This window comes from Paenibacillus sp. FSL M8-0334, assembly GCF_038000405.1.
In the GTDB taxonomy this organism is placed as follows: Bacteria; Bacillota; Bacilli; order Paenibacillales; family Paenibacillaceae; genus Paenibacillus_AQ; species Paenibacillus_AQ campinasensis.
The window spans coordinates 1,323,100-1,347,604 of sequence record NZ_JBBOCH010000002.1 but is presented as its reverse complement, the minus strand read 5'-3'; the positions used below and the strand labels follow the sequence as shown (position 1 = coordinate 1,347,604).

Here is a 24,505-nt window from a genome sequence, read left to right as displayed (position 1 = left end):
CCTTCGGGCTGTCAATGCTCTATCGTATCCACCAGTATGGCATATACAATGCCCGGTCCATGAACGCCGATGGTAAGATCATTCTCGATATCGGCAGAGCGGCTCGGGCCGGAGATGAAATGTACGCCGGCGGGCAGCTGCTCCCGCCCCGCTTTATCCAGCCGGACCAGCACCTCTCCCAGGCGCGTTCGCAGACGCTCGACCGGAATGACAGCCATCAGCACAGCCGGGAGCAGGCTGACGGCTCTGCCCTTATGCTCCGACGACATCACCACCAAGGAGCCCGTGTAAGCCACCGCATGGTCGGCGATTACAATCCCGATATCCGCCCTGGCAGCGATGGCTCGCCAATTCATCTCTTCATGCGCATTCCAAACATGAATCTCCGAATCAGGCAGAAGCCGTTCCAGGCCCAGCTGCTCCAGCGCCGGTTCATGCTGCCTAAGCAGCGTCTTGGCGCTCATTTCCGCACACTTGTCGGCCATAAATCTTGCTGCCTGCTCCATATTGACAAGATGAACGACATGGCCTCCTGCCATCTCGAAATTGGCGGTGAACTGGCGGATGCGCTCCTCCCCGGACCATTCGAAGCGCCTCCATTCCTCCGGTGCGCCCCGGTACGGATGCTCCGGCCGCTGACGAATCCGCTCCCTGCCCAGCCGGTCAGCGATGCCGTTCATGAATTTCTCCTGCTTCCGGCGCGATGCGGCTTCCAGCTCTGCCAGCTGATCCGCCCATTGCGCCGCAGCTGCAATAGGGTTCCCGCCCGGTTTAGCCGTCATACTCATCCCCTCCGTTCCTGCGCTGCCTGATCAAGGCTTGCAGCTTCGCTTCCGTCTCAGGCGCCATTTCCTTCACATCGCGGCGAAGCTCCGCCTCCACCGTTCCCCACCGGTCACGGAAGCTTTGCTTCGGCAGTGCCGGCGTCACCCGGTATTTGTTCCAGCCCTTTAACGGGCCGATTCTGGTACGAATCTCTCCATTTCGGACCACCAGCCGCTGCCCAAGCTTCAGGGCCGACACCGCACTGCGGTACCTGCCGCTGCTGCCCATCACAGCCGCAAATCCTTTCATCCCGGCCGTCTCCAGCTTGTCGCCTCTGCCTGCCTCATTCTTTCTTCGCCGCAGGTAGACCAGCATATCATGCAGGGGGATCTTGACCGGACAGGCTTCATAGCAGGCCCCGCAAAGGCTGGAGGCATTCGCAATGTCATCCCATTCGGCTACGTTGCCCTTCAAGGCCGGGGTCAGCACGGCTCCGATCGGGCCGCTGTAGGTTCCGCCATAAGCGTGGCCGCCGATATGGCGGTACACAGGGCATGCGTTCAGGCATGCGCCGCAGCGTATGCAGTTCAGCAGCTCCTGGAATTCGGGATCGCCAAGCTGCAGCGAACGGCCGTTGTCGATAATGATGATATGCTGTTCGTCCGGCCCGTCTGCATCTTCGCTCCGGCGCGGTCCGGTAATTCCGGACATGTAGACGGTCAGCTTCTGGCCTGTTGCCGACCGGGGCAGAAGCGTTGCCATCACCTCCAGATCCGCCCAGGATGGAATCAGCCGCTCCATCCCCATCAGCGTAATCTGCGTCTTCGGGACGGTCGTAACCATTCGCGCGTTCCCTTCGTTCTCGAACAGCACCATCGATCCCGTCTCCGCAATGCCAAAGTTGCAGCCGGTCATGCCGATATCCGCCTCCAGAAACTTCTCGCGCAGCTTCATCCGGACGAATCCGGCCAGAATCGCGGTATCGGGCGGCAGCGTCTCCCCTGCCTTCTTGGATAGCAGCTCGGCAATCTGAAACCGGTTCTTGTGAATCGCCGGAATAATGATATGCGAAGGCGTCTCCTTCGCAAGCTGAATAATATATTCACCAAGATCCGTCTCCACGGCCTCCACCCCAATGGCTTCAAGCGCCTGATTGAGATGAAGCTCCTCGGACACCATCGACTTGGATTTGACGACCGAAGAGGCAGCCTTATGCTTGGCAATGGTCAGCGCGATGTCTACCGCCTCCGCCGCTGTCTCGGCAAAATGCACAAACGCCCCGTTCGCTCTTGCATTCTCGGCAAACGCGTTCAAATAATAATCCAGATGTGCGATCGTATGCAGCCGGATTTGCCGCCCGCGCTCCCGCCAGTCATCCCAGTTGCCATGCTCCGCCGTTGCCGCCTGTTTGCCGTTTCGAAGCCGCTCGGTCGTGAAGCGGACCGCACTGCGCAGAAACTCGTTGTTCAGCGCCAGCCCGGCTCGCTCCTTGACCGTTTGAGCTCCTGCATCCGCTCTGCTCATGTATGGCTCACCCCCTCATACAGCAGCTCTGCCAGGTGCATGACCCGCACCTGTTCCCCTCTGTGGCGCAGATTGCCGGCGATGTTCATCAGGCATGCCATGTCGAGCCCCACGAGCACCTCCGCCTCCGTCTCCAGCACATGATCGCTTTTTTCCGTCACCATGGCTCCGGATATATCGGCCATTTTGATAGCAAATGTCCCGCCGAAGCCGCAGCAATCTTCCGCATACGGCAGCGGCACCAGCTCAAGCCCCCTCACACTGCCGAGAAGCGCCATCGGCTCTTCCTTTACACCGAGCAGGCGGCTGCCGTGGCAGGAAGGGTGATACGTCACTTTATGAGGAAATTGAGCGCCGAGATCCGTGACGCCCAGCACCTGGACCATAAACTGTGTGAATTCATAGGTTTTATGATGAAGCGCTTTCGCTTTGGCCCAATAGACGGGGTCCTCACGAAACAAGCCGGGATACTGGTGGATCATATGTGTACATGACCCGGACGGAGCGATCACAAAATCACTGTCCTCGAAGGCGTCCAGGATCGTGCGAGCGCTCTGGCGGGACTCTTCCCAATAGCCGCTGTTGTAGGCCGGCTGCCCGCAGCAGGTTTGGACCTCCGGAAACTCCAGCTTCACACCGTGCCTGGCCAGCAATCTGGCCATCGCTTCCGCCACCTGCGGAAACAAAACATCGCTTAGACAAGTGACGAACAGGGATATTTTCACTGCAGATCCCCCCGTTTCAGAATTGGAATGTTGGTATTCATCTTGAACTTGGAATAGATCTTGGAAGAGATAATGAAAGCCCCCGGATCAATGCCGGGGGATCGCTAGTTATACGGACTGAACGATAATGCCGAGCTCTCGGTATGAATCGGCCTCCGCTTCAGCCAGTCTCCGGTCTGTAATGATTCGGTGCACCTGCGACAGATCTGCGACCTGGGTGAACGCCTGCAGCCCGAATTTGCTGGCATCGGCCAGCACAATCACCTCGTCAGCCATGCCGATCATCCGCTGCTTGATTCTGGCCTGAAGTTCATTGGATTCGCTAAGTCCGCGCTCGATATGCACGCCCTTGGACGAGATAAACGCCTTGTCTACGTAATAAGCATCCAGCGAGCGCTCGGCCAGCGGCCCTACAAAGGACATGGAGCGACCAGCAAGAATGCCGCCGGTGGAAATGACCTGTATCTTCTCCTTCGGACCAAGCTCCGCTGCCACCTTGATCGAATTCGTCAGCACCGTTAATGGCACATCGGGAATGATCCGGGCCATATACCAGGCCGTGGAGCTTGCATCCAGCAATATGCGCTCACTCGGCTGAATCAGCTTCACAGCCTCCTCCGCAATTCGCCGCTTCTCCTCAGCGTTCATAATCTCGCGTTCCGCATACGGGATTTCCGGCTGGGACCGCTGAGCCGCCGGCTGATCCTTCACGCTGACCGCCCCGCCGTGGGAGCGGCGAAGCCTTCCGGCCTCCTCCAGCCGATCGAGATCGCGGCGAATCGTCTCCTCGGTCACGCCGCAGATGTGGCTTAGCTCCGAGACGCGAATGCTTCCTCTCTCGTTGACTAACTGCACTATTTTTTCATATCGTTCCGCAACCAGCATGATACCGCCTCATCCTTCTTACTTTATATATAGGTTGTCGATTTCGTGATTTGGCAAAATCGTCCGAATGCGTTCTCCCATGCTTCCCTGTCGGCAGGCTCGTATATGGTGACAGGAAAAGAATCGCGTATAAGCGCCCTCGCTTCCCATATGTCCGACAGCTCGCCGCTTGCGATCCACTGAACCGCCATATTGCCGATCGCGCTGCCCTCAGCCGGACCGGCCCATACCGGCTTGCCGATTGCACTCGCCGTCCACTGACACAGCGTCTCGTTATGAATGCCGCCGCCTACCATGTGCAGACCGCTGAAGCGCTGATTCGACAGCTCCTCGGTACATTCCAGCACATGCCGATACTGCAGCGCAAGGCTTTCCATAATGCAGCGCACGATCGCGCCAGGGCTTTGCGGCACCTGCTGCCCGGTCCGGCGGGCATAAGCTGCAATGCGCTGCGGCATATCGCCGGCAGGCAGAAACAGCGGATCATCCGGGTTGATGAAACAGGAGAACGCCGGTTCCGCTTCCGACATCATAACCAATTCCGGATACGAATACAATAATCCCTGACGCTGCCACGTCCGCTGGCATTCCTGCAAAATCCACAGCCCCATAATGTTCTTGAGCAGCCTGTACGTGCCGTATGCCCCGCCTTCGTTCGTAAAATTCAGCTCGCGTGCACGATCATGAATGACCGGCTGCGCCACCTCCGTACCCATCAGCGACCAGGTTCCGCAGCTCAGATAAGCAAAGGACCGCTCCAGGGCCGGCACCGCCACAACAGCGGAAGCGGTATCATGTTCGGCAACGGTATATACCTTCATCTTCGGCAGGCCAAGCTCCCCAGTGATGGCAGCTCTTAATGCGCCCGTCTCCGTGCCTGGATGGACAACCTGCTCGAACAGGTGAGACGGGAGATGCAGGCTGTTGAGCAGCTCCGGGTCCCAGCGCTGCAGCGAAGGATTGAACAGCTGGGTCGTGGTTGCATTCGTAAACTCATTGGCCATCTCGCCAGTCAGCCAGTAACGCAGCAGATCAGGAATCATGAGCAGGCGGCTGGCCTCCTGCAACAGATAAGGTCTGGATTGGCGGATCGCCGCAAGCTGGTAAATCGTATTGAACGACAGAAATTGAATGCCCGTCTTGGCAAAAATCGCTTGCGCCGGCACAGTCTCAAACACCTTTTCCATCACACCGTCGGTATGCGAATCACGATAATGAAACGGATTGGCCATCAGCTCGCCCCGCTGGTCGAGCAGACCGAAATCGACAGCCCAAGAGTCGATCCCCAGGCTTTCCACCTGTATGCCCGAAGCTTTGGTCCGGAGCAGTCCCTGCTTCAGCTCATGGAATAAACGCAGGATGTCCCAGTGCAGCCTGCCGCCAATCTGCACCGGCTCGTTCGGAAATCGGTGAATCTCCTCCACCCGGATCGTTCGGTCTTTCAACTGGCCGATCAGCGCTCTACCGCTGCTGGCCCCGAGATCAAATGCAAGCACGCTCAAGTGCAGACAACCTCCTTCCATTTCATGAGTCGATCTTGGATCTCAAGTCACCTTATTGGCCAACATTCAGGCCGAAAGCCGAAGGCTCAGCTTCAAGATGTCCGCGCTGAACCAGCACCTGCTGCTCATAAGCCTTCACTTCCTCCAGCCACTGCTCCCTGACCGGCACGCCCATCTTCACACAGTAGTAATCCCATACCGCTCCGAACGGATAGGACTTGAATTCCTCCAGCAGCGCCAGGCGCGTTGTATAATCGCCCTTGCGCTCGGCCTGTCTGAGCGCCTCAGTCGGCTCCAGCATCGCCCGCAGCAGCGCCTTGATTGTGTTGCGCGTCCCGATGACCCAGGCGGCGACCCGATTGATGCTGCCATCAAAGAAATCAAGACCGATGAACGTTTTCTCCAGCAGCCCATTTCGCACCAGCTCCCGGCCGATCTCGATCAGCTCATCATCCATCGTCACAACATGGTCGCTATCCCAGCGCATCGGTCTGCTCACATGAAGAAGAATGCCTTCCGTGAACAGCGACAGGGCCGATAGCTTGCCTGCGATGCCTTCCGTCGGGTGAAAATGTCCGGCATCCAGACAGATCAGCTTGTTGTTCTGTATCCCGTAGCCCATGTAAAATTCATGGGAACCGACGACATACGCCTCCGATCCGATGCCAAACAGCTTGCTCTCGACCGCATCCAGATGGATTGCCGAATCGAGCGGTTCGGAGAATATGTCATCCAGCGCTTCCTTCAGCCGCTGTCTTGGCGCCAGCCGGTCTACCGGCACATCCTTGTAGCCGTCCGGAATCCAGATGTTGGTGACGCACGTCTGTCCCAGCTGTTCTCCAAAATAAGCGCCGATCTTGCGCGCTGCTTTGCAGTGGTCAATCCAGAAGCGGCGTATGTCGGGATCCGGGTGGCTGAGCGTGAAGCCGTCCTTGGACTTGTCATGGGAGAAGCAGGTCGGATTGAAATCAAGCCCGATCCCCTGCTGCTTCGCCCAGTCCACCCAGGTCTGAAAGTGCCTCGGCGCAAGCTCATCCAGATCAACCTTCTCCTCCGTGTCGGCATAGATCGCATGCAAATTCACTTTATGCTTGCCCGGAATGAGCGACAGCGCCTTCTCCAGGTCCTGACGTAGCTCCGCCGGCGTCCGTGCGGCGCCGGGGTATTCCCCGGTCACCGAAATGCCGCCGGACAGCTCCTGATCTTGAAACAGGAAGCCCCGCACATCGTCCCCTTGCCAGCAATGGATGGAGATTTTAATCTGTTCCAGCGCTTGCAGAGCCTGATCTACATCGATGTCATACTTGCCGTACAGCTCCTTGGCGGCTTCATAATTGCGTACAATATCCTCACGCATTCCCCTTTGCCTCCTTGCCATATAATGACATGTATTAAACTCGCGGCGAGGCCGAGTATTCCTGCTGCTGCCGCTGGCCCGCCTTTACCTTGTAAACGCGGCTGGAACCCCGCCGTCAATCGTCAGCAGGCAGCCCGTCGTTTTGGCAGACCTGGACGATGCAAAAAACGCAATCCCTTCAGCGATATCATGCGGATAAATGTTGACCTGAAGCGTTGTCCGCTTGCGGTAATATTCCTCCAGCTCATCCGGCTCAATGCCGTATGCGGCGGCTCTTTCATTGCGCCAGCCGGAATTCCAGATCGCCGATCCTTGAAGAATCGCATCAGGCAGCACCGTGTTCACCCGGATGCCGTATTCCCCGCCTTCGGCAGCGATGCAGCGGGCCAGATGGGCCTCCAGCGCCTTGGCCGAGCTGTACGCCGCTGCGTTCTTCCCTGCATACACGGAGTTTTTCGAGCCGACAAACACCATGCATCCGCCGATATCCTGCTGCTTCATCAGTTTGAACGCCTCTCTGGCCACCAGGAAATAGCCGGTGCCAAGCACGTTCATATTCAAATTCCATTCCTCAAGCGACGTTTCATCAAACGGACTGGAGGTCGCAAGCCCGGCATTGTTCACCACGATATCAATGCCGCCGTAGGCAAGAACGCTGTCGCGGTATGCCGCCTGCACCGCTTCCTCAGCGGTGACATCCATGGGAACGGCAAGCGCACGGTTCTCCCCGAACTGCTCGTTAATCTCCTCGGCGACCTTTCGGGCCCCTTCCGCGTTCAGATCAGCGAGCACGACATGGGCGCCCTCCGCCACCAGCCGGCGGGCGGTAGCGCTGCCAATCCCCCCTGCGCCGCCTGTAATGAAGGCAACCTGCCGCGAGAATTCCGCTTCGGCCGGAGCCAGCGTCAGCTTATACAGCTCAAGCGGCCAGTATTCCACATTGTAGGATTCGTTCTCGCTGAGCGAGACAAACTGCCCGAGTGCCGTCGCTCCCCGCATCACAGCAATTGCCCGATGATAGAGCGCCCCGCTGACTTTGGACATCGCCCAGCTCTTCCCGGTGTTGACCATCCCGATACCAGGAATAAGAATGACGCGCGGAGCGGCTTCAAACATGACGTCGCCTTCATGCCGGTTGCGCTGGAAGTAGGCTTCGTAGTTGCTTTTGTAATTCTGTATGCCTTCGATCAGCTTCTGGCGAAGTCCTGCCTTATCCTCCGGATCCGGTGTCCACTCAATGAAAAGCGGTGTCATCTTCGTATGTACCAGGTGATCCGGGCAAGCTGCGCCAACCTGGGATAGCTGTGCAGCGTCGCGGCCGCATACAAATTCCAGCACATCCGCCTCATCGTCAAATGACAGAATCATGCGTTTGCTGTCGCTAACCGCGCCGCGGATGATCGGCATGATCTCGGCTGCGAGCGACCTGCGGATCTCTGCCGGCAGCGCCTCGACCACCCGTCCGCCGAACGGCTCCTTGCCCTCGCTTCTGGCGGCGATAAAGCTTTCGGCTTCATTAATGATATCAATCGTCTTGGCATAACATGCTTCCGAGGTGTCCCCCCAGGTGACCAGCCCGTGCTTCTCCATGAGCACAAGCTCCGCCTTCGGATGGTTTCTGACGCCTTCCGCAATCATCTTCGATAGCGTAAACCCGGGGCGAACATAAGGGACCCAGACAAACCGGTCGCCGAAAATTTCCGCAGCCAGCTCCTGCCCGTTATGAGCACAGCAGAGGCTGATGATCGCATCGGGATGGGTGTGATCCACATGCGGGAACGGCAGAAAAGCATGCAGCAGCGTCTCGATCGATGCCCGCGGATGCTTCGCATCCACCATGCAGTGTCCCAAATAAGCAACCATCTCTTCATCTGTCATCGATTCGCGCTCCAGCAATGGCCGGATGTCCTCGAGCCGGAGCGCCGTGAAGTTGGCCGCCTTCATCGATGCCAGATCCGAGCCGCTGCCCTTCACATACATCACTTCAACCTCTCTGCCGCGAAAATCCTTGATCGTCGTTTTGCTGGACGTGTTGCCCCCGCCCCAGTTGCACACCCGCCGGTCGGCGCCGATCAGATTGGACCGGTAGACAAGTTGCTCAAGTGTTCCGCTGGCCAGTGCCGCCTTCGATTGTTTCCATAAATTCTGAACCATGTTTGTCTCTCCCTCCGCATCAAAACATCGTATTTGTTTTATTTGTTTGTATCTTATCACGCCCGTTTATTTTTGAATAGGTGTATTTTTAAAGAATTACAAAACTTAATAAGCAGTTGTTAGCGATTTCAAAACTTCCGTTTTTGTTTGTTTGAATAAACCTGGACTGGGATCGGGGTAGCTGCTCCGTCTCTGGAATGAGCTCAAATCCTTCTTTAGCGCCTTCGATATTCATTCCTCAGACCGTTCAGCCCTGCGCTTGCCGACGCTAAAGTGAAGTTATCAAATCAGGCGAAGGGTGAGAGGAAGAACATGCGATTCCATGTATTGAAGCAGGAACAATGGCTGATCTATACCGGACTGCTCGGCATGCTGCTGGCGGGAATATGTGCGGTGTGGGTCCTTGTTAACGGGGCGGCCGTCGCCCCTGACGGCGATGTGGGCAAAGCCTTCTCGTTCAATGCGGCTTTAGGCATTTTTTTGCTGTCCACAGCGATGATTATGCCGTATTCGGGAATGAGTTCACGAAAGAAAATGGTGTTCACATCCGTCTATATTATGCTGTCGCTCTTTAGCTATTTCGTGGAGACCGTACAGCATTTCCGGGGCGTAAATCCCCGCTTTCCGCAAGGCGGCGGCGTTTTTGACCTCACGATGGCGGCGGTTTTTGCTGTTGTAGCTATTCTGCTCATCCTGTTCTACCTCTGGGCTGCGGTTCAATACTTCAAGCGCAGCGTGTATGAAGCGAATCCCGAATTGGCCATCGCGATTCGGTATGCCATGGCTGCCATCACCTTGTCGTTTGCTGCGGGTATAGCGATTGTGATGAATCAAGGACGTGAAATCGGGACGGGCGGCAATATGATCTGGCTGCACGGAATTGGATTCCACGCGCTGCAGTTCATGCCTTTGGTCTCATGGCTATCCGTGAGAAAAGCGGCAGATGATCGACGGTTAAGACATCGTATGCTTCATCTGTCAGGCATCTCGTTCCTGCTTGGGCTGGCCGCAATGGGCTGGCAGACGCTGCTCGGATTGTCCATATTCGAGTGGGCCATTCTGCCATTAACCGCGGTTTTATGCTTCCTGGTGGCGCTTATTCCTGTTGCGCTTTTCATGCGGCGCACCTATACCTCGAATACAACCTATTCAGGCTGACGGACTTCTTGTGATTCCTTTCATGATGCTGGCAGATCTCTTTAGTCAATCAAAAAACAGGGCAGCCGGAGAACCCTCCGGATGCCCTGCTTGCTTCGCACCTTTGGCTTAGATGAACAGAAACGGAATAAGGAACAATAAGGCAATGGCTTCCCAGGCCAAGAAGTTGCCGCCACCCCAGTATGGCGAGTAACCTCCGTAACCATATCCATATCCCGGACCGAAGGCCGAGGTTGCTGCTTTGCTGCCTTTGGATGATTTGGATTTTTTAGAAGGGCCGCCCTGTTTGCCTTTGGCAGACAATACCGAGGCTGTCGGATTCACAAATTCGATCTCCAGGCCTTTGTCATGTACGCCGCGCAACGTGCCCACGACTTCTGTTCCGTCTTGGAGCACTGCGCATACATGTTTGCCGACATACCCTCTGCATGAATCTGCCGAAAGCGGAATTTGCTGCACGATGATTCCTCCTCCCCCAGAGTTTATGTATTATATTCCCCTAGAAGAGAAGGCGGCATAGCTATTTGACCAGCCGATGAAAAATCCGCAGTGCTTCCATTCGATAAAACCCGCTCCTTCCGGAAAGCCGGCTTTCAAACTGCTGTAGATTGGTTTTTTAAATTTGGGGCCAGCTGAGTGCATATTCGAGGTGCGTCTCGCCCCCGATGACAATCTCCTTCTGCTTCGTCACTTCCCCGCCCATCGCACGGTAAAATTGAATCGCCGGGTTGCCATCCAGCACCCAGACGAGCAGCGTCGAGAAACCTTTCGCCTTTAAAATATCAACCATGCGCTTGAACAGCTGTCTTCCCCAGCCTTGCCCCTGGATTTCCTCCAGTAAATAGACGGCATACAGCTCACCGTCCTCAGCCTGTTTGTTATCCCGCTCCATGCCGAAACTCATAAAACCATAGATCTTCCCATGCTCGTCCGCAATGACCAGCACATCCTCATCCTCACGCAGATTGGCCATCATGCGCCGCCAGCCCTCCACCCGCTTCTCCGCTGATAAGGACTGAAGATACTCGTCAGACACAATTCCTTTATAGGTCGTTCTCCAGCTCTCTACATGAACCACGGCGATGCCTTCGGCATCACGGATATCCGCTTGTCTGATCTCCATCCTCATCCCCGCCTAATCTATATTTCACAATAGTTTACCATATTAATGAAGGCTTAGCTTCGGCAAATCTGCTCATATCAAACGTCCGTGCTTGGCCTCCAGCAAAGCATGCCGCTCCCGGGGAATGAGCGAACTTCCGATCGCGCTTGCCCCTATGATTTTTGGGAAATCAACATAGTAAAAAATCCGCCCCGGAACTTCGGGGCGGATGGATGTGCTGCACATGCGTATTGCTATTCTTCGATAAGCTGTCCCAGAGGCAGTATCGGTATGTTCGTCGACATGCTGAATATAGACAGGGACCCCGCTCAGCGTTACATTGTGCATAATCGGGGATGCGGCGATTTCCTGGGCACGTTGCTTGTTCATCCTTGTCTCTACCTCCATCAGGTCTGATCAAGGTTAGTATGGTTATTACGACCCGGAATATACCGCTAAAGAGCTTCCTGCGAATCGATCAATTACGTTTCCTTTCGATTCAGCTCGGTCACCGGCCATGCAGTGCAGCAGCCGACAGCCTTCTGATCCCGGTTTATGAATCCAGCGTATACGCCGGCAAGTCCAGAGGCAACGGACGCGGGGCGTCGCTTGTGCTGCGCATCTGATAGAACTTGCCCTCGTCTGATGAATCGTGGAAGGCCCACATCGCTTCCAGTACGTGGTAGGCGAGCTCGCCGCTGGCACGGTGCGCACGTCCGCTTCGAATCGCATACGCCATGTCGGCCGGGCCGATTCCTCTTGTGTTCTCGCTATATCCTGGCAGCAGCGGCTCCTCGGTCCATTCCGACTCCCCGGTCAACCGGTATAACACCGGGCCGCCGAAGGTGTTCGGATCGGGAACGGACAATATGCCCTGCGTGCCGTAAATTTCGATCCGGGGAAGATCGCTGTCACCGAAAATATCGAAGCTCGTAATGATGGTGCCAATCGCACCTTCCTGGAATTGCAGCAGCCCGGCCACGTGAGTTGGAATGTCTACCGGCACCTTCTGCCCGTATTTCTTCTCGCTTGTGATGGTGCGTTCAGCAAGGGCAGCCCCTGTCATGCCGGCAACACTCCGGATGGGACCCAGCAGCTGAACAAGCGCGGTAAGATAGTATGGCCCCATATCAAACATCGGCCCCCCGCCAGCGGCATAATAGAATTCCGGATCCGGATGCCAATGCTCATGCCCGCGGCTCATCATGAAGGCGGTAGCGGCAACCGGCTTGCCGATCCGCCCTTCTCTGACCAGCTTCAATGCCGTCTGAATGCCTGCGCCGAGAAAGGTTTCCGGTGCGCATCCGACAAGCAGCCCTTTCGCCTTGGCCGTCTCCAGCACCTTAAGCCCTTCTTCCCGGGTGACAGCGAGCGGCTTCTCCACATACACATGCTTGCCCGCCTCAAGCGCAGCCAGATTAATCGCGGCATGCTGGGCTGGTATAGTCAGATTGATCACTAGCTCGATCTCCGGATCAGCCAGCAGTTCCTCCGTCGTATAGACGTTCGGAATTTGGTACTTGGCAGCCTGCTCTTCCGCACGGGCGCGGTCGATATCGGCGCATGCCCACAGCTCCAGAATGTCGAACTTATGGCAGTTCTCCATATAGATGCCGCTGATTTTACCGCAGCCGATGATGCCTACTTTTACTTTTTTCATCTTGGTTTCGTCTCCTTCTGCCGTCGATTACTGGCTGTCTCCCATTCCGGTATATCCTTCACCATGCGTGAACAGGGACACATCGCGGCCAGCGGCGAGCGCTTTGCCTTCGGCAGCCCACAGCAGCCCCCGGCGCATCAGCTCCTTCACCTGCGGCATATCCACGATATCAGCATGATGCCCGAGCGAGTTGTAATAGACTCGTCCGAAGCCCCAGCGCTTCGTCCAGACAACCGGCATATCCACCGATTTATTCAGCATATGCGGTCCGGGCGCTACCGGAAATCTTGTCGTCGCCAGCACCTCAACCGCCGGATCGACATGAAGATAATACTGCTCGGAAACGACGTTGAAATCCTCCATGCCATCCACCAGCGGACTAGAGCTTTGCTTGATTTCGACCTTGTATGTGACACCGTCATTGCCCGGATGCGCTACCCATTGCCCCCCGGTCATGAACTGCCAGTCCACATTGTTCCGGAAGGCATCGCACATGCCGCCATGGCAGCCGGCCAGTCCGGTTCCGCGCTGCACGGCGTTCGACACGTTGTTCACTTGATCCTGGCTGATCTCGCCCATCGTCCATACCGGTACAATCAGATCCAGTCCGAGCAGCTTCTCCCCGTCATTGAATGCATCCAGCGTATCCGATACCTCAACCTCAAATTGTTCCTCACGCAGCAGCGATGCAAAAATGTCCGCTACTTGCCGGGGCTCATGTCCGTCCCAGCCTCCCCATACGATCAGCGCTTTTTTCATTGGTCAGCTCTCCTTTGTTATTGTTCTCTCCAGCGTGTAGTCTCTCCTCATCCCGTTACATTTCGGACAGCGGAACCCACCGCCGCTCCTCAATCGATTTATCCACCGCTTCAAGCACCGCCTGGCACTTGACGCCGTCGCGGAAATTCGGCTCGGGCTGGCGCCCCTCGGCGACAGCATTCGCCAGTTCAAGCACCTCATGCGTGAACGTGTGCTCAAAGCCGATCGTATGGCCCGGCGGCCACCAGGCATCCATGTAATCATGGGCCGGGTCCGTAGCCAGAACGCGTCTGAAGCCCTGGACATCCTCATCATCGTTGGTAAAATACACCTGCAGCTCGTTCATGCGCTCAAAGTCGAACTTGATGCTGCCGAGACTGCCGTTAATTTCGAAGGAGTTCGTACAGCGGTGACCAGCCGCAAAGCGGGTCGCCTCGAAGCTTCCAAGCGCACCATTCTCGAAGCGGGCCAGAAACAAGGTGGCATCATCAACGGTAACCTGACCTTTCGGACCGTCAGCGCTGCCTGTGGCGCTCAGGCCCGTCATCTCGCTGGCCAGCGGCCGCTCCTTGATGAAGGTTTCGCTCATGCCGATCACCTCCGCGATATCGCCGACCAGATAATGGGCCATATCAATGATGTGAGCCCCCAGATCGCCGTGAGAGCCGGAGCCGGCAATATCCTTCTGAAGCCGCCATACGAGCGGGAACTGCGGGTCCAGAATCCAGTCCTGCAAAAACCAGCCGCGGAAATGATAGATCTTGCCGAGCCTGCCGCTCTCGATAAGCTTTTTGGCCAGTTTTACGGCCGGGGAAAATCTATAGTTAAAGCCAACCATATGCACGATGCCGGCTTCCTCAGCTGCCTGGAGCATTTCCCGGGCATCCGACAGCGTGAGTGCCAGCGGCTTCTCACAGAAGATATGCTTTCCAGCCTTGGCTGCAGCAATTGCGATTTCCTTATGCGCATCGCTTGGCGCGTTGATATCGATCAGGTCGATGTCATCACGAGCGATCAGCGCTTTCCAATCGGTAACGCTTTCATTCCAGCCCAACTGGGTGGCCGCTTCCTGCACCGCCGCTTCGTTACGGCCGCAGATGGCCACCATCTCCGGCTTCAGTGCATCCGGAAAAAACATAGGCACACTGCGGTAAGCGTTACTGTGCGCCTTGCCCATAAATTTATAGCCGATCATTCCAACTCGCAATTGTTTCATGAGAATATCCTCCTTTACATTGTACGATTCAGGGAAGAAGCACGGACAACCAGTTCGGTCGGCAGCTGCAAGTGCATCCGCTCCCGGCGATCTGCCGGACCGCCTTGCTCCTCAAGCAAACGAAGCACATGCGATGCCGCAAGCTCGCCAAGCTGATAGAATGGAACCCGCACGCTGGTCAGCGGAGGATCGGACATCTCCGCCGAATCGGAATCATCATAGCCGACCAGGGCTGGCATATGCTCCGGCTTGACGCCTCGGGCGCGCAATCCTTGCGACAGACCGATAGCCATCCGGTCATTCGCCGCGAACACCGCGTCGATTCCCGGGAGAAGCGGAGCGATAAACTCTGCCGCAGCGTGGCCGCTCTTCCGGCTGAAATTGCCTTCGAACAGCAGCGACTCATCCGGCGTAATGCCGGCTTCATCCAGCGCCCGTCGGTATCCGGCCAGTCGGTCACGGCTGTTGGAATATACGTCCGGTCCGTTCAGGAAGGCAATTCGGCGATATCCGGCCTGCAGCAGATGGCGAACGGCACGGTAGCCTCCTTCGGCATGATCGGCGTCCACCACGTGGAAGTTCTCGCCGTCAAAGCGCTGATTGATCAGACAGTACGGATGTCCCCCCTGATCCAGCTCGCGTATCGCTTCCCGCTCGCCCAGCTCGTCCTTCGCGCCGAGAATAATGCATGCATCCACCTTCCGGGACCGGAACAAGTTCATATAGTCCATCGTCCCGCCCGGCTCCCGAAACAGCATCAGGAGATCATACTTGTTCGCCTGGGCACGGCTTCCGATTCCGCTTAGAATTTCGGAGAAATAATAGGCGGAGAACAGTCTGGCCTTCGGAACGTACGGCATGACAACACCGAGATGGCCGCTTCGGCGCGTAGCAAAGCTCCGGGCGATGGCATTCGGCGTATAGCCAACCTGCCGCGCTGCAGCTAGCACCCGCTGCCTCGTCTCTTCCTTCATCGGGCCCACCCCGTTCAGTACACGTGAGACGGTAGCTTCCGATACGCCGGCGATCTGTGCAACTTCTTTACGGCTAGCAATAATTCATCATTCCTTCAGCAAATAATGTACGCGCGTACATTTTCTCATGCGCCCCTTGTTAAGTCAACTGCTTTTCCGAAAAAAACAGAGGTGTTTCCACAAAAAAATTTAGATTGCTAAAGTGCAAACAGATGTGGTAATCTGCTACAGATACTTACTAAACACGTTTAATAAGTCGTGTATATACCACCGGATAGGAGAACGAAACCGCGATGATCACCGAGCAGCAAACGAACCGCCCTGCGGGGCGCAAGCGGAACAGGACCTACAACCTGCATCTGGCTACGATTTTTCTGGGATTTATTATTTTTGGCATCTCCGAGAACATCAAGGGGCCGGCCATTCCACGCATCCAGCTCGATTTCAATCTGAATGAAATGCAGATCGGCACCTTGCTGTCGCTCAATGCGCTCGGATACCTGATCGCCTGCTCGTTCACGGCCATTTTGACGCGCAAGATCGGGATTAAATGGGTGAGCATGCTCGCTTTTGGCACGATGGCGATATCCGGGATATTTATTTTTTGGGCCCATAGTTATTCCTGGTTTTCAGCTTCCTATTTCCTGATGTATATCGGCAACGGGATGCTTGAAATCGGCCTCGCTATTCTGTCAGCACGCATCTTTGTCAGAAATACCGGCACGATGATGAATTTATCCCACTTCTTCTACGGCATCAGCTCTACGGTCGCCCCGATGATTGCAACGGGACTGATGACCGTTACGATAGCTGGTCATACACTGGACTGGCGAGGGATGTATTTTGCCATGCTGATGCTCTCGGTGCTTCCGATGATTCCGGCTGCCATGAGCAAGTTTCCAAGCGATGCCCCGGATGATGCAACAGGCCTGCAGCGAATTCCGCTGAAACAGCTGGTCAAGGACCGGGCGCTGTGGCTGATTGTCCTTATTCTGTCCTTTGGCGTCGTATCCGAGATGGCCGTTGGAGGCTGGCTCGTCAATTATCTTGAAAAATCCTACCGCTGGGAGCCTTCGGCCGCAGCCGGCATGCTGTCCGCGTTCTTCCTGTGCTTCTCCGCCGCGAGGCTGCTGCTCGGCCCGATCACAGACCGGATCGGCTTTACTCTGTCGATCATCATCTTGTCCGGTCTAACGGGGGTATGCACCTTTGCCGCCATCTTCGGAGGCGAAAGCTATGCCTTTCTGTTTGCGGCAGCAGGGATCGGGATTGCCCCGATCTATCCGACGGTGATGGCGCTGATTGCCAGACGCTATCCTAGAGAGAGCGACACCGCCATCACCTTCGTGGTGACGATGATGGGCATCGGCAGCGTCATCGGCAACTATCTGATCGGGGCGATTACGAATGGCTTTAAGCAGCTGTTCGGGCAGGATACCGAGCTGGGCCTGCTGCGGGGCCTTCAGGCCGGCTACGGCTTCATCGGACTGTGCGCGCTGCTTTGCTCTGTTTTTGGCATGGTGCTGTACCGTTATCTGAAAGCACGCAAACAGCTGATATGATTCATCACATAAAGACATAAGGAAAGCCTGCCCCCATTATCTGGGAGGCAGGCTTTCGATCTGCTAGACGGCGGCTGTCGCTGCAGCCCACCGGTCCTGACCGGGATACGGGCAACGCTTCTCAATCAGCTTCGCTGTAATCTGCACGATGCAGCCGCACAGGGTGCAGGTGGTCCCGCTTTGAAGCTTCGGGCACGAGGAGCAGGCGTTTAGACGCGCCTCGTATTGATCGTTCGGCACACAGCGCTCTTCGCTGAACATCGGGGAGGACAGCACACGCTGGATCTGTTCCTCCGTTACCTTGTACTCTTCCCTGCAGCCCTTGCAGCCGGATTCCTGCTGCCGCATGCTTCCCCCTCCTTTACCCGGCGCTCAACTCCAGCACCGTGACCGACATCGGGGCCAGCTTGGCGCGAAGCGTCTGATCTTCAACCTCGAAGTCGGTGAAGGCTGCCGGCTTGACGTTGTCTGCCGCCTCAAACGTATTGTGAGCATCCGGCGCTCCCGCTGTCAGCTGACGACCGCTCACTTTGGACAGCGATCCCTTCAAGCCTCGCAGAGCCACTGACACTTCCGCCTTCGACGCGTGGCTCAAGTTGCACAAGCTGACGTTGATTTTGCCGTCTACGGTTCTGGACGCCGACACCGATACATGCGGAATCGACTCTCCGTCCATCTCATAGGCACCGCCGCTGTAGTGTGTGTCAAGACGCTCGGCATCCTGGTGCACTTTATACATTTCAAACACATGATAGGTTGGGGTCAGCAGCATCTTCTCCCCTTCCGTCAAGATAACCGATTGAAGCACGTTCACAATCTGGGCGATATTGGCCATGACCACCCGGTCATTATGCTCGTGGAAGATGTTGAGCGTAAGTCCGGCCACCAGCGCATCGCGAATCGTATTTTGCTGATACAGAAATCCAGGGTTCGTTCCCGGCTCCACATTATACCAGGTGCCCCATTCATCCACGATCAACCCGACCCGCTTGTCCGGATCATACTGATCCATAATGGCGGAGTGTCTTGTGATCAGCTCGTCCATATACAGCGCCTTCTTGAGCGTCTGGAACCATTCCTGAACCGGGAATCCGGTCGCCGCCCCCTTATCCGACCATTCTCTAGGCACGGTATAGTAATGCAGACTGATCGCATCCATAAAGCGATGCGCCTCTCTCATGACCACTTCCATCCAGCGGTAATCGTCAACGTTCGGGCCGCAGGCAATTTTATAAATGGTATTATCGCCATAATTCCGCACGTAGGTCTGAAATTGTCTGTACAGATCCGCATAATACTCTGGCCGCATGTTGCCCCCGCAGCCCCAGTTCTCGTTGCCGACCCCGAAATATTTCAGCTTCCACGGCTGCTCCCGGCCGTTCTCCTTGCGCCAGTCCGCCATCGGAGACACCCCATCAAAGGTCATGTACTCCACCCATTCGGACATCTCCTGAACCGTACCGCTTCCCACGTTGCCGGATATGTAAGGCTCGCATTCCAGCAACTCGCACAGGCGAAGGAATTCATGCGTGCCGAAATGGTTGTTCTCCACCACGCCGCCCCAGTGGGTATTGATCATCGATTTGCGCTGCGACCTCGGTCCCACGCCATCCTTCCAGTGATACTCGTCGGCAAAACAGCCGCCCGGCCAGCGCAATACGGGGATATTTAAATTCTTAAGCGCTTCCACAACGTCGTTGCGGATCCCTTCGGTATTCGGAATCGGCGAATCCTCTCCGACCCAGATTCCTTCATAGATGCAGCGTCCCAAATGCTCCGAGAAATGGCCATAAATATTGCGGTTAATCTTCCCTCTCGTTACATCCGTATTAATCGTGATTTCATGACTCATCGCTTCTTCTCTCCTCACGTTTTCTTTTTTACACATTTAATTAAAACAATTCATCATTTACTTAAACAAATAATAACGCCGACATGATGCATTCGTCAACCGAAAATATTAAACGTTTTCAACCCGGCCACATGGATGACAACTCGGCAAATCGGGATCCATTTTATGTATTTTTCTCCAGGGATACGGTTATTTTAAAAGATGAACTTGGCATACTGGACAACCATGGGCTAATCCAAAGCCCATCATCAAGAAAGGTGGTTACACATATGAACAGAAACAATCTGAAACTGGCAGCGCTGCTGCCTTTGCTGTTAATCCTTGCCCTCGGATGCTGTCTTCCTGCATTTGCAGAAGCGCTGTCTGCGCAGAATCCGAAAGAGACAATGCCGTCAGTCCGGTCACAGCAGCCGGGGGGCCATCCGCATGCAGAAGGGAAGCATGGCAAATGGTTCCGGGCCTTGGCTGACTATGTGAAGCTGGAACCGCAGGTGCTGAAAGAAAAGCTGAAAACTTCTTCACTGGCTGAAATCGCCAAGCAACAGGGCATTCCCCGTGAGCAAATCAAGGAAAAAGTGATGGAAATCATGAAGGATCGCGCCGCTTCCCATCCATCCACATCCGGAAAAACGGTGGATTACTCCGCCGCAGCCGATCGGCTGCTTGATTCAAAAGGTGGATGGCATGCGCGGGCGTACCACTACGGCAAAGCGATGGCCGACAGCAACGAGCTTGCCAGGCTGTTAAAGATGACACCGGAGCAGCTGAGACAACAGCTTCAGGCAGGCAAAAGCCTTGCCGAGATTGCCAAAGCGCAGGGCGTGCCGGTACAGGACGTGATCGATTTCCAGGTCAAATCCATTACGCAGCGCCTGGACCAGAAGCTGAAAGACGGAAAGATCACCAAGGAAAAATATGACGAGCGTATCGCCAAGCTGAACCAGTTTGTGACCGAATTTGTACATGGCAAGCTGATGTACCCGAAGCAGCCCCCGGCCGGCCATCACAGCTGATGCCGGAGGCATGGCGCTACGGTTCGCGCTGAGGCGAAGGTGAAAACCACAGTGCCTGATTGCACCGCGGAATACGTACAAGCCGCGACCATTAGAAAAAGCTGCCCGCGAAATCCGGAGAACCTCCTCCCTGTCCTTCAGACAGTGGCCGGTCCCGGTCGCGGGCAGCTTTCTGTTATGCTGATCGTTATGGCGTGTCAGATTATTTTATGGAATGTACTGCTGGATCACTTTGACAACCACACCGTCCTTGACGGTGATGTGATACGGAAACCACTTCATATCTACAAGCTCATCGTTGGCGAACAGCTCCCCAAAGCGTGACAGGGCTACTTTCTCATTCCAGACGATTTGCACATCTTCCCACTGGCCTGTGCGATCATAAATTTGTAGCAGAATCTCCGCATGCTCATCCACTGGCAGTGTTATATGCTCCTCGGTATCGTTCACGATATAATAACCGTCCGGCGCTTCTGTCATCTCAGGATCCTGTACCCGCTCGCGGAACACCTTGTCCGCTTCCTCTCCTTCATACCAGGTGATCGGATCCACATCCAGGTACAGCTGACCATCCCGGATGTCGAGGGAGTGAATGTACACCGCCTGCTGGTTGGAAGCTTCCGGAACAGGCTCATAGCTATTGCTTGACGCCATTCCTGAGGTGGTTGTCATCATGAGCACAATGATAGTGAACAACACCATTCTCCATGCTGATTTTTTCATTTTCCCGTCGTCGCTCCTTCACGTTGGGATGTGATTGATAGATCTAATATGGGCAGGCTTTGCCTTCAGAAAAAATTACCCGGAGGCTGGCCGTCTCAAACGCGCCTTTTATAAGTATATGCATCCTTATTATAGGATCTGATTTCCGGAATAAAGGTTTCAGATTGTTATAATTTACATGACAATATTTCAATCTTCGTCCAGGAGCAGCCGTACTGGGGGCGGGGGATTGTATATTGAAACACAAAAAAGACCGGCCTCTGTGCAAGAGGCCGGTCAGCTCGCAAGCGATTAGCTTGTGAAAGCTTGCGTAAGTACAGGGACGATCTGGGATTTCCGGGAAACGACACCTTTCAGAAGCGCCTTGTTATCAGACAACGTGACATTGTAGGCCTTCTCAACCGCCTGTGACCCTTTTCCAAGCGCGAGCGCAACCGAATCATTGTTCAGGATGTCGGTTACTACAAACACAAACAGATCGAGATTTTTGTCAGCGATGATTGCGTGGATTGCATCTTCCAGCTCAGCTTGGCGGGACAGCACATCGTTGGTATCCACCGTGTTCACCTGGGCGATCTCCACTTTCGCTTCTCCCATCTGGAATTCTTTTGCATCCAGCGACAGCAGCTGGGCGATCGTTTTGTCGCTGACATCCGCACCGGCCTTGAGCATGCTCAGGCCATAGCTTTCCGCATCCACGCCTGCGATTTCGGCAAGCTCGCGCGCAGCGGCAACGTCTTCCTCCGTGCAGGTCGGGGATTTGAACAGCAGCGAGTCCGAGATAATGGCGGATAGCATAAGTCCGGCGATCTCCTTGCGAATGGCCACGCCTTTCTCCTTGTACAGCTTGTTCAGAATCGTCGCTGTGCAGCCGACAGGCTCGGCACGATAGTACAGCGGCTGGCTTGTTTCAAAATTGGCGATCCGGTGATGGTCAATAACCTCCACCACGCGCACTTTATCGATATCGCTAGCGCTTTGCTGGCGCTCGTTATGATCGACCAGGATGACTTCCTCCGCCTCATTCGCTACCGTTTCAACCAGACGCGGCGCTTCCACCTTGAAATAATCCAGTGCGTAACGCGTCTCTCCATTCACTTCGCCTAGACGTACAGGCTCGGCGGACAGACCCAGTTGATTTTTCAGATCCGCATAAGCAATCGCAGAACAAATCGTATCCGTATCCGGATTTTTGTGACCAAAGATCAGTGTTTTTGCCATGTATACTGCTCCTTTCATTCTATTCATATTCCTCTTCCACCTCGATAAAAGAGGCTCACCTATCTGATTATAGCGTTAAAATCTACTTATTCCAATTCCTTTACAGAGAATTTTTGTCCTTCTCTTCAACCAGCACAATTTCCGGCTCCGGAACAAAGCCGAATTCCTTATGGACAGCCTCGGTAATGAGATTAATCAGATAGATGACATCCGCGGCGGTCGCCTGATTGTAATTCAAAATCATGTTGCCATGATGCGGCGAGATGATCGCTCCCCCATGCTCCGTCCCTTTCAGGTTCAGCTTGTCAACCAGGAAGCCTGTCGCAACACCGTAATCATAATTGTTCTTAAACACCGAGCCGCATGATGGATAATCGAAGTGCTTCTTGCCTGTACGGTAGCGGATAATATCGAGCATCGTTTGCGGTGTCTGAATGCCCCGTCCGGCCAAAGAATGGATCTCTCCGAGGAAGAATGAAAAGAAGCTCGGCAACGAAGACGGGTGACTCCCCCGGGCCTTCCACTCTGCCAGCAGTACAGCGGCGGTTCTCACCTGTTCCTCGGAGCTGACGCAAAGCTTCAGATCCGCTCCGAGCACGATCCATGGATGCTGCTGAAAGATCGATTGCTTGTAAGCAAACCGGCAGTCCTCGGCAGAAATGGAACGCACCTGAAGCGAAGGGTCCTCGGTATCGATATAATAGACAACATCCACGATGTCGCAAATTTGCTGTGCATTGTATTTGGCATTCATATAAATGCCAGCTCCCAGGCATCCCGGCAGCAGGAATGTGAAATCCAGCATATCGGTTCCGCCAACGAGTCCGAGCAGCGATAACAGCGACATCGGCGTGCCCGCAGATACATACCACCGATCTTCGTTCGCCTTGATCTCCGCCATATTTTTCAAGGTGATAAACACCGTGTCCCTTCCCGGTTCGTCCGGAAAAAGAATGTTGGAGCCCATGCCAAAAATAAACCAGGGCATTCCGCGCCGCTTGCAGTCCTGCAGCAGCTCGGCCAGTTCCTCGCTCGTCTCGGGCATAGCCAGATAGTTGGCGTTACCGCCGATGCCATATGTTGAAAATTTCGCCAAAGGGACATTGCGCCTGCACAGTCGCTCTACAGCGGAATTATGTACATTCATATTGTCTGTCACTCCCTCTACCGCCCGCTTGTTGGGACAGTTTCTAATCCATTGCGGGATGCTACATCATTATGATGCAACTCCTTGACCGGTGTCAATCTGAGCCGTCACAAGCGACAGATTAAACAAAAATCCCTTGAAACGGCAGCGGGCTGCCCGTCTCAAGGGGTCTGCAGAACATCGTATGCTTAAAGCATCATATCGTACCGAATTATTCCAGAAAGTCCTTCAGCCGCTTGCTCCGGCTCGGATGACGCAGCTTGCGCAGTGCCTTGGCTTCAATCTGGCGAATCCGTTCCCGGGTAACGCCGAATACCTGACCGACTTCCTCCAGGGTACGGGTTCTTCCGTCCTCGAGCCCGAAGCGGAGGCGAAGCACATTCTCTTCACGCTCGGTGAGCGTATCCAGCACTTCCTCCAGCTGTTCCCGCAGCAGCTCGAACGCTGCCGCGTCTGCCGGAGCAAGCGCGTCCTGGTCCTCGATAAAATCGCCAAGATTCGAATCGCTCTCTTCCCCGACCGGGGTTTCCAGCGATACAGGCTCTTGGGATACCTTCTGTATCTCTCTGACCTTCTCCGGACTGATGTCCATCTCTTTAGCAATTTCCTCCGGCGTCGGTTCGCGCCCCAGCTCCTGCAGGAGCTGTCTTGACACTCTGACCAGCTTGTTGATCGTTTCGACCATGTGAACCGGAATCCGGATGGTTCTGGCCTGATCCGCAATAGAACGCGTGATTGCCTGACGAATCCACCAGGTTGCGTATGTGCTGAATTTGAACCCTTTGGAGTAGTCGAATTTCTCAACTGCCTTGATCAGACCCATGTTGCCTTCCTGGATCAAGTCAAGAAACTGCATGCCTCGGCCTGCATAGCGTCTGGCAATGCTGACGACGAGACGAAGATTGGCTTCCGCAAGCCGGCGTTTGGCGTCCTCGTCCCCCTGCTCTATTCGTTTCGATAATTCCACTTCCTCATCTGCCGAGAGAAGGGGAACACGACCGATTTCTTTCAGGTACATACGAACTGGATCGCTGATCTTGATGCCTGGCGGAAGCGATAGATCATCATGAACGGAAAAATCTTCTGCTGGAGAAGCTGCCGTTTTTTCCGCCTCTTCCATCTCACGTTCCAATGCAAAATCCGCACTCTGACGGTTTTCCATTCTATGCCCCCCTGTTGACATTCCCAATATTTTGTGCTAATCTA

General features: G+C 55.1%; 22 protein-coding genes and 1 pseudogene. 3 read left to right on the top strand and 20 right to left on the bottom strand.

The window, feature by feature from the left end; all coding sequences use genetic code 11:
• Positions 1-11: 11 nt before the first annotated feature.
• The 7 genes from MKX64_RS20335 to MKX64_RS20305 all read right to left on the bottom strand — a co-directional run bounded on the left by MKX64_RS20335 (position 12) and on the right by MKX64_RS20305 (position 8,912).
• Positions 12-782, bottom strand: coding sequence for a LutC/YkgG family protein (locus MKX64_RS20335; protein WP_341037172.1), 771 nt, complete (start codon positions 780-782; stop codon positions 12-14).
• Positions 772-2,289, bottom strand: coding sequence for a LutB/LldF family L-lactate oxidation iron-sulfur protein (locus MKX64_RS20330; protein WP_341037170.1), 1,518 nt, complete (start codon positions 2,287-2,289; stop codon positions 772-774). Before MKX64_RS20330 ends, MKX64_RS20335 begins: the two co-directional genes overlap by 11 nt.
• Positions 2,286-3,014 (bottom strand): (Fe-S)-binding protein, encoded by a 729-nt coding sequence (locus tag MKX64_RS20325; protein ID WP_330164015.1) that lies wholly within the window; start codon positions 3,012-3,014, stop codon positions 2,286-2,288. The genes MKX64_RS20330 and MKX64_RS20325 overlap by 4 nt, the downstream gene beginning before the upstream one ends.
• 108 nt (positions 3,015-3,122) lie before the next feature.
• Positions 3,123-3,899 (bottom strand): DeoR/GlpR family DNA-binding transcription regulator, encoded by a 777-nt coding sequence (locus MKX64_RS20320; protein WP_095266268.1) that lies wholly within the window; start codon positions 3,897-3,899, stop codon positions 3,123-3,125.
• 23 nt (positions 3,900-3,922) lie between these two features.
• Positions 3,923-5,401, bottom strand: a complete 1,479-nt coding sequence (locus MKX64_RS20315; protein WP_155618466.1) for a rhamnulokinase — start codon at positions 5,399-5,401, stop codon at positions 3,923-3,925.
• A 52-nt stretch (positions 5,402-5,453) separates the two neighbouring features.
• A complete protein-coding gene (rhaA, locus tag MKX64_RS20310; RefSeq protein WP_341037169.1) occupies positions 5,454-6,758 on the bottom strand; it encodes an L-rhamnose isomerase in 1,305 nt (434 codons plus the stop codon).
• Positions 6,759-6,842: 84 nt separating this feature from the next.
• A complete protein-coding gene (locus tag MKX64_RS20305; RefSeq protein WP_341037167.1) occupies positions 6,843-8,912 on the bottom strand; it encodes a bifunctional aldolase/short-chain dehydrogenase in 2,070 nt (689 codons plus the stop codon).
• A gap of 312 nt (positions 8,913-9,224) precedes the next feature.
• Between MKX64_RS20305 and MKX64_RS20300 the strand changes: the two genes are divergently transcribed.
• Positions 9,225-10,070 (top strand): hypothetical protein, encoded by an 846-nt coding sequence (locus tag MKX64_RS20300; protein WP_341037165.1) that lies wholly within the window; start codon positions 9,225-9,227, stop codon positions 10,068-10,070.
• A 108-nt stretch (positions 10,071-10,178) separates the two neighbouring features.
• Here MKX64_RS20300 and MKX64_RS20295 read toward each other — a convergent pair whose 3' ends face one another.
• From MKX64_RS20295 to MKX64_RS20265, 7 genes and pseudogenes are all read right to left on the bottom strand, one after another.
• Entirely contained in the window at positions 10,179-10,529 is a 351-nt protein-coding gene (locus MKX64_RS20295) for a hypothetical protein (protein WP_095266263.1), read from the bottom strand.
• Between the two features lie 157 nt (positions 10,530-10,686).
• A complete protein-coding gene (locus MKX64_RS20290) occupies positions 10,687-11,193 on the bottom strand; it encodes a GNAT family N-acetyltransferase (protein ID WP_095398826.1) in 507 nt (168 codons plus the stop codon).
• A gap of 258 nt (positions 11,194-11,451) precedes the next feature.
• Positions 11,452-11,562 (bottom strand): annotated as a pseudogene (locus tag MKX64_RS20285) (H-type small acid-soluble spore protein); the annotation flags it as partial.
• A 163-nt stretch (positions 11,563-11,725) separates the two neighbouring features.
• Positions 11,726-12,832, bottom strand: a complete 1,107-nt coding sequence (locus MKX64_RS20280) for a Gfo/Idh/MocA family protein (RefSeq protein WP_095266260.1) — start codon at positions 12,830-12,832, stop codon at positions 11,726-11,728.
• 27 nt (positions 12,833-12,859) lie between these two features.
• Positions 12,860-13,591: a ThuA domain-containing protein gene (locus MKX64_RS20275; protein ID WP_095266259.1), complete on the bottom strand. Its 732-nt coding sequence runs from the start codon at positions 13,589-13,591 to the stop codon at positions 12,860-12,862.
• Positions 13,592-13,646: 55 nt separating this feature from the next.
• Positions 13,647-14,807: a Gfo/Idh/MocA family protein gene (locus tag MKX64_RS20270; protein ID WP_095266258.1), complete on the bottom strand. Its 1,161-nt coding sequence runs from the start codon at positions 14,805-14,807 to the stop codon at positions 13,647-13,649.
• A gap of 14 nt (positions 14,808-14,821) precedes the next feature.
• Positions 14,822-15,862 carry a LacI family DNA-binding transcriptional regulator gene (locus MKX64_RS20265; protein ID WP_095266257.1) on the bottom strand — a complete coding sequence of 347 codons (1,041 nt, stop codon included), beginning with the start codon at positions 15,860-15,862 and terminating at the stop codon, positions 14,822-14,824.
• 212 nt (positions 15,863-16,074) lie between these two features.
• On the opposite strand from MKX64_RS20265, the gene MKX64_RS20260 reads away from it, so the two are divergent.
• Positions 16,075-17,343: an MFS transporter gene (locus tag MKX64_RS20260; protein ID WP_341037163.1), complete on the top strand. Its 1,269-nt coding sequence runs from the start codon at positions 16,075-16,077 to the stop codon at positions 17,341-17,343.
• 63 nt (positions 17,344-17,406) lie between these two features.
• On the opposite strand, the gene MKX64_RS20255 is transcribed toward MKX64_RS20260, so the two are convergent.
• Together MKX64_RS20255 and MKX64_RS20250 are read right to left on the bottom strand one after the other, a co-directional pair.
• A complete protein-coding gene (locus tag MKX64_RS20255; RefSeq protein ID WP_095266255.1) occupies positions 17,407-17,691 on the bottom strand; it encodes a DUF6171 family protein in 285 nt (94 codons plus the stop codon).
• Between the two features lie 13 nt (positions 17,692-17,704).
• On the bottom strand, positions 17,705-19,195 hold the full coding sequence (locus MKX64_RS20250; RefSeq protein ID WP_155618471.1) for an alpha-N-arabinofuranosidase: 1,491 nt from the start codon (positions 19,193-19,195) through the stop codon (positions 17,705-17,707).
• A gap of 269 nt (positions 19,196-19,464) precedes the next feature.
• Here MKX64_RS20250 and MKX64_RS20245 point away from each other — a divergent pair, with 269 nt between their 5' ends.
• The gene (locus MKX64_RS20245; protein WP_095398823.1) at positions 19,465-20,208 is read left to right on the top strand and encodes a hypothetical protein; all 744 of its coding nucleotides are present in this window, start codon (positions 19,465-19,467) and stop codon (positions 20,206-20,208) included.
• Positions 20,209-20,415: 207 nt separating this feature from the next.
• Here the strand turns inward: MKX64_RS20245 and MKX64_RS20240 are convergent, their stop codons facing one another.
• The 4 genes from MKX64_RS20240 to rpoD all read right to left on the bottom strand — a co-directional run bounded on the left by MKX64_RS20240 (position 20,416) and on the right by rpoD (position 24,419).
• Positions 20,416-20,931: a hypothetical protein gene (locus tag MKX64_RS20240; protein WP_095398822.1), complete on the bottom strand. Its 516-nt coding sequence runs from the start codon at positions 20,929-20,931 to the stop codon at positions 20,416-20,418.
• Positions 20,932-21,222: 291 nt separating this feature from the next.
• Entirely contained in the window at positions 21,223-22,152 is a 930-nt protein-coding gene (locus MKX64_RS20235) for a manganese-dependent inorganic pyrophosphatase (protein ID WP_095266251.1), read from the bottom strand.
• Positions 22,153-22,252: 100 nt separating this feature from the next.
• Positions 22,253-23,299, bottom strand: coding sequence for a UDP-N-acetylmuramate dehydrogenase (locus tag MKX64_RS20230; protein ID WP_095266250.1), 1,047 nt, complete (start codon positions 23,297-23,299; stop codon positions 22,253-22,255).
• A 211-nt stretch (positions 23,300-23,510) separates the two neighbouring features.
• Positions 23,511-24,419: an RNA polymerase sigma factor RpoD gene (gene rpoD / locus MKX64_RS20225; RefSeq protein WP_230875876.1), complete on the bottom strand. Its 909-nt coding sequence runs from the start codon at positions 24,417-24,419 to the stop codon at positions 23,511-23,513.
• Positions 24,420-24,505: the final 86 nt, after the last annotated feature.

Excerpts from the sequence above, each read along its gene's own strand:
- MKX64_RS20240 (WP_095398822.1), bottom strand. The coding sequence starts at position 20,931 with ATGAAAAAATCAGCATGGAGAATGGTGTTGTTCACTATCATTGTGCTC.
- MKX64_RS20230 (WP_095266250.1), bottom strand. The coding sequence starts at position 23,299 with ATGAATGTACATAATTCCGCTGTAGAGCGACTGTGCAGGCGCAATGTC.
- MKX64_RS20245 (WP_095398823.1), top strand. The coding sequence starts at position 19,465 with ATGAACAGAAACAATCTGAAACTGGCAGCGCTGCTGCCTTTGCTGTTA.
- MKX64_RS20255 (WP_095266255.1), bottom strand. The coding sequence starts at position 17,691 with ATGCGGCAGCAGGAATCCGGCTGCAAGGGCTGCAGGGAAGAGTACAAG.
- MKX64_RS20290 (WP_095398826.1), bottom strand. The coding sequence starts at position 11,193 with ATGGAGATCAGACAAGCGGATATCCGTGATGCCGAAGGCATCGCCGTG.
- rhaA (WP_341037169.1), bottom strand. The coding sequence starts at position 6,758 with ATGCGTGAGGATATTGTACGCAATTATGAAGCCGCCAAGGAGCTGTAC.
- MKX64_RS20250 (WP_155618471.1), bottom strand. The coding sequence starts at position 19,195 with ATGAGTCATGAAATCACGATTAATACGGATGTAACGAGAGGGAAGATT.
- MKX64_RS20260 (WP_341037163.1), top strand. The coding sequence starts at position 16,075 with ATGATCACCGAGCAGCAAACGAACCGCCCTGCGGGGCGCAAGCGGAAC.
- MKX64_RS20305 (WP_341037167.1), bottom strand. The coding sequence starts at position 8,912 with ATGGTTCAGAATTTATGGAAACAATCGAAGGCGGCACTGGCCAGCGGA.
- MKX64_RS20270 (WP_095266258.1), bottom strand. The coding sequence starts at position 14,807 with ATGAAACAATTGCGAGTTGGAATGATCGGCTATAAATTTATGGGCAAG.
- rpoD (WP_230875876.1), bottom strand. The coding sequence starts at position 24,419 with ATGGAAGAGGCGGAAAAAACGGCAGCTTCTCCAGCAGAAGATTTTTCC.
- MKX64_RS20300 (WP_341037165.1), top strand. The coding sequence starts at position 9,225 with ATGCGATTCCATGTATTGAAGCAGGAACAATGGCTGATCTATACCGGA.
- MKX64_RS20235 (WP_095266251.1), bottom strand. The coding sequence starts at position 22,152 with ATGGCAAAAACACTGATCTTTGGTCACAAAAATCCGGATACGGATACG.
- MKX64_RS20280 (WP_095266260.1), bottom strand. The coding sequence starts at position 12,832 with ATGAAAAAAGTAAAAGTAGGCATCATCGGCTGCGGTAAAATCAGCGGC.
- MKX64_RS20330 (WP_341037170.1), bottom strand. The coding sequence starts at position 2,289 with ATGAGCAGAGCGGATGCAGGAGCTCAAACGGTCAAGGAGCGAGCCGGG.
- MKX64_RS20275 (WP_095266259.1), bottom strand. The coding sequence starts at position 13,591 with ATGAAAAAAGCGCTGATCGTATGGGGAGGCTGGGACGGACATGAGCCC.
- MKX64_RS20320 (WP_095266268.1), bottom strand. The coding sequence starts at position 3,899 with ATGCTGGTTGCGGAACGATATGAAAAAATAGTGCAGTTAGTCAACGAG.
- MKX64_RS20335 (WP_341037172.1), bottom strand. The coding sequence starts at position 782 with ATGACGGCTAAACCGGGCGGGAACCCTATTGCAGCTGCGGCGCAATGG.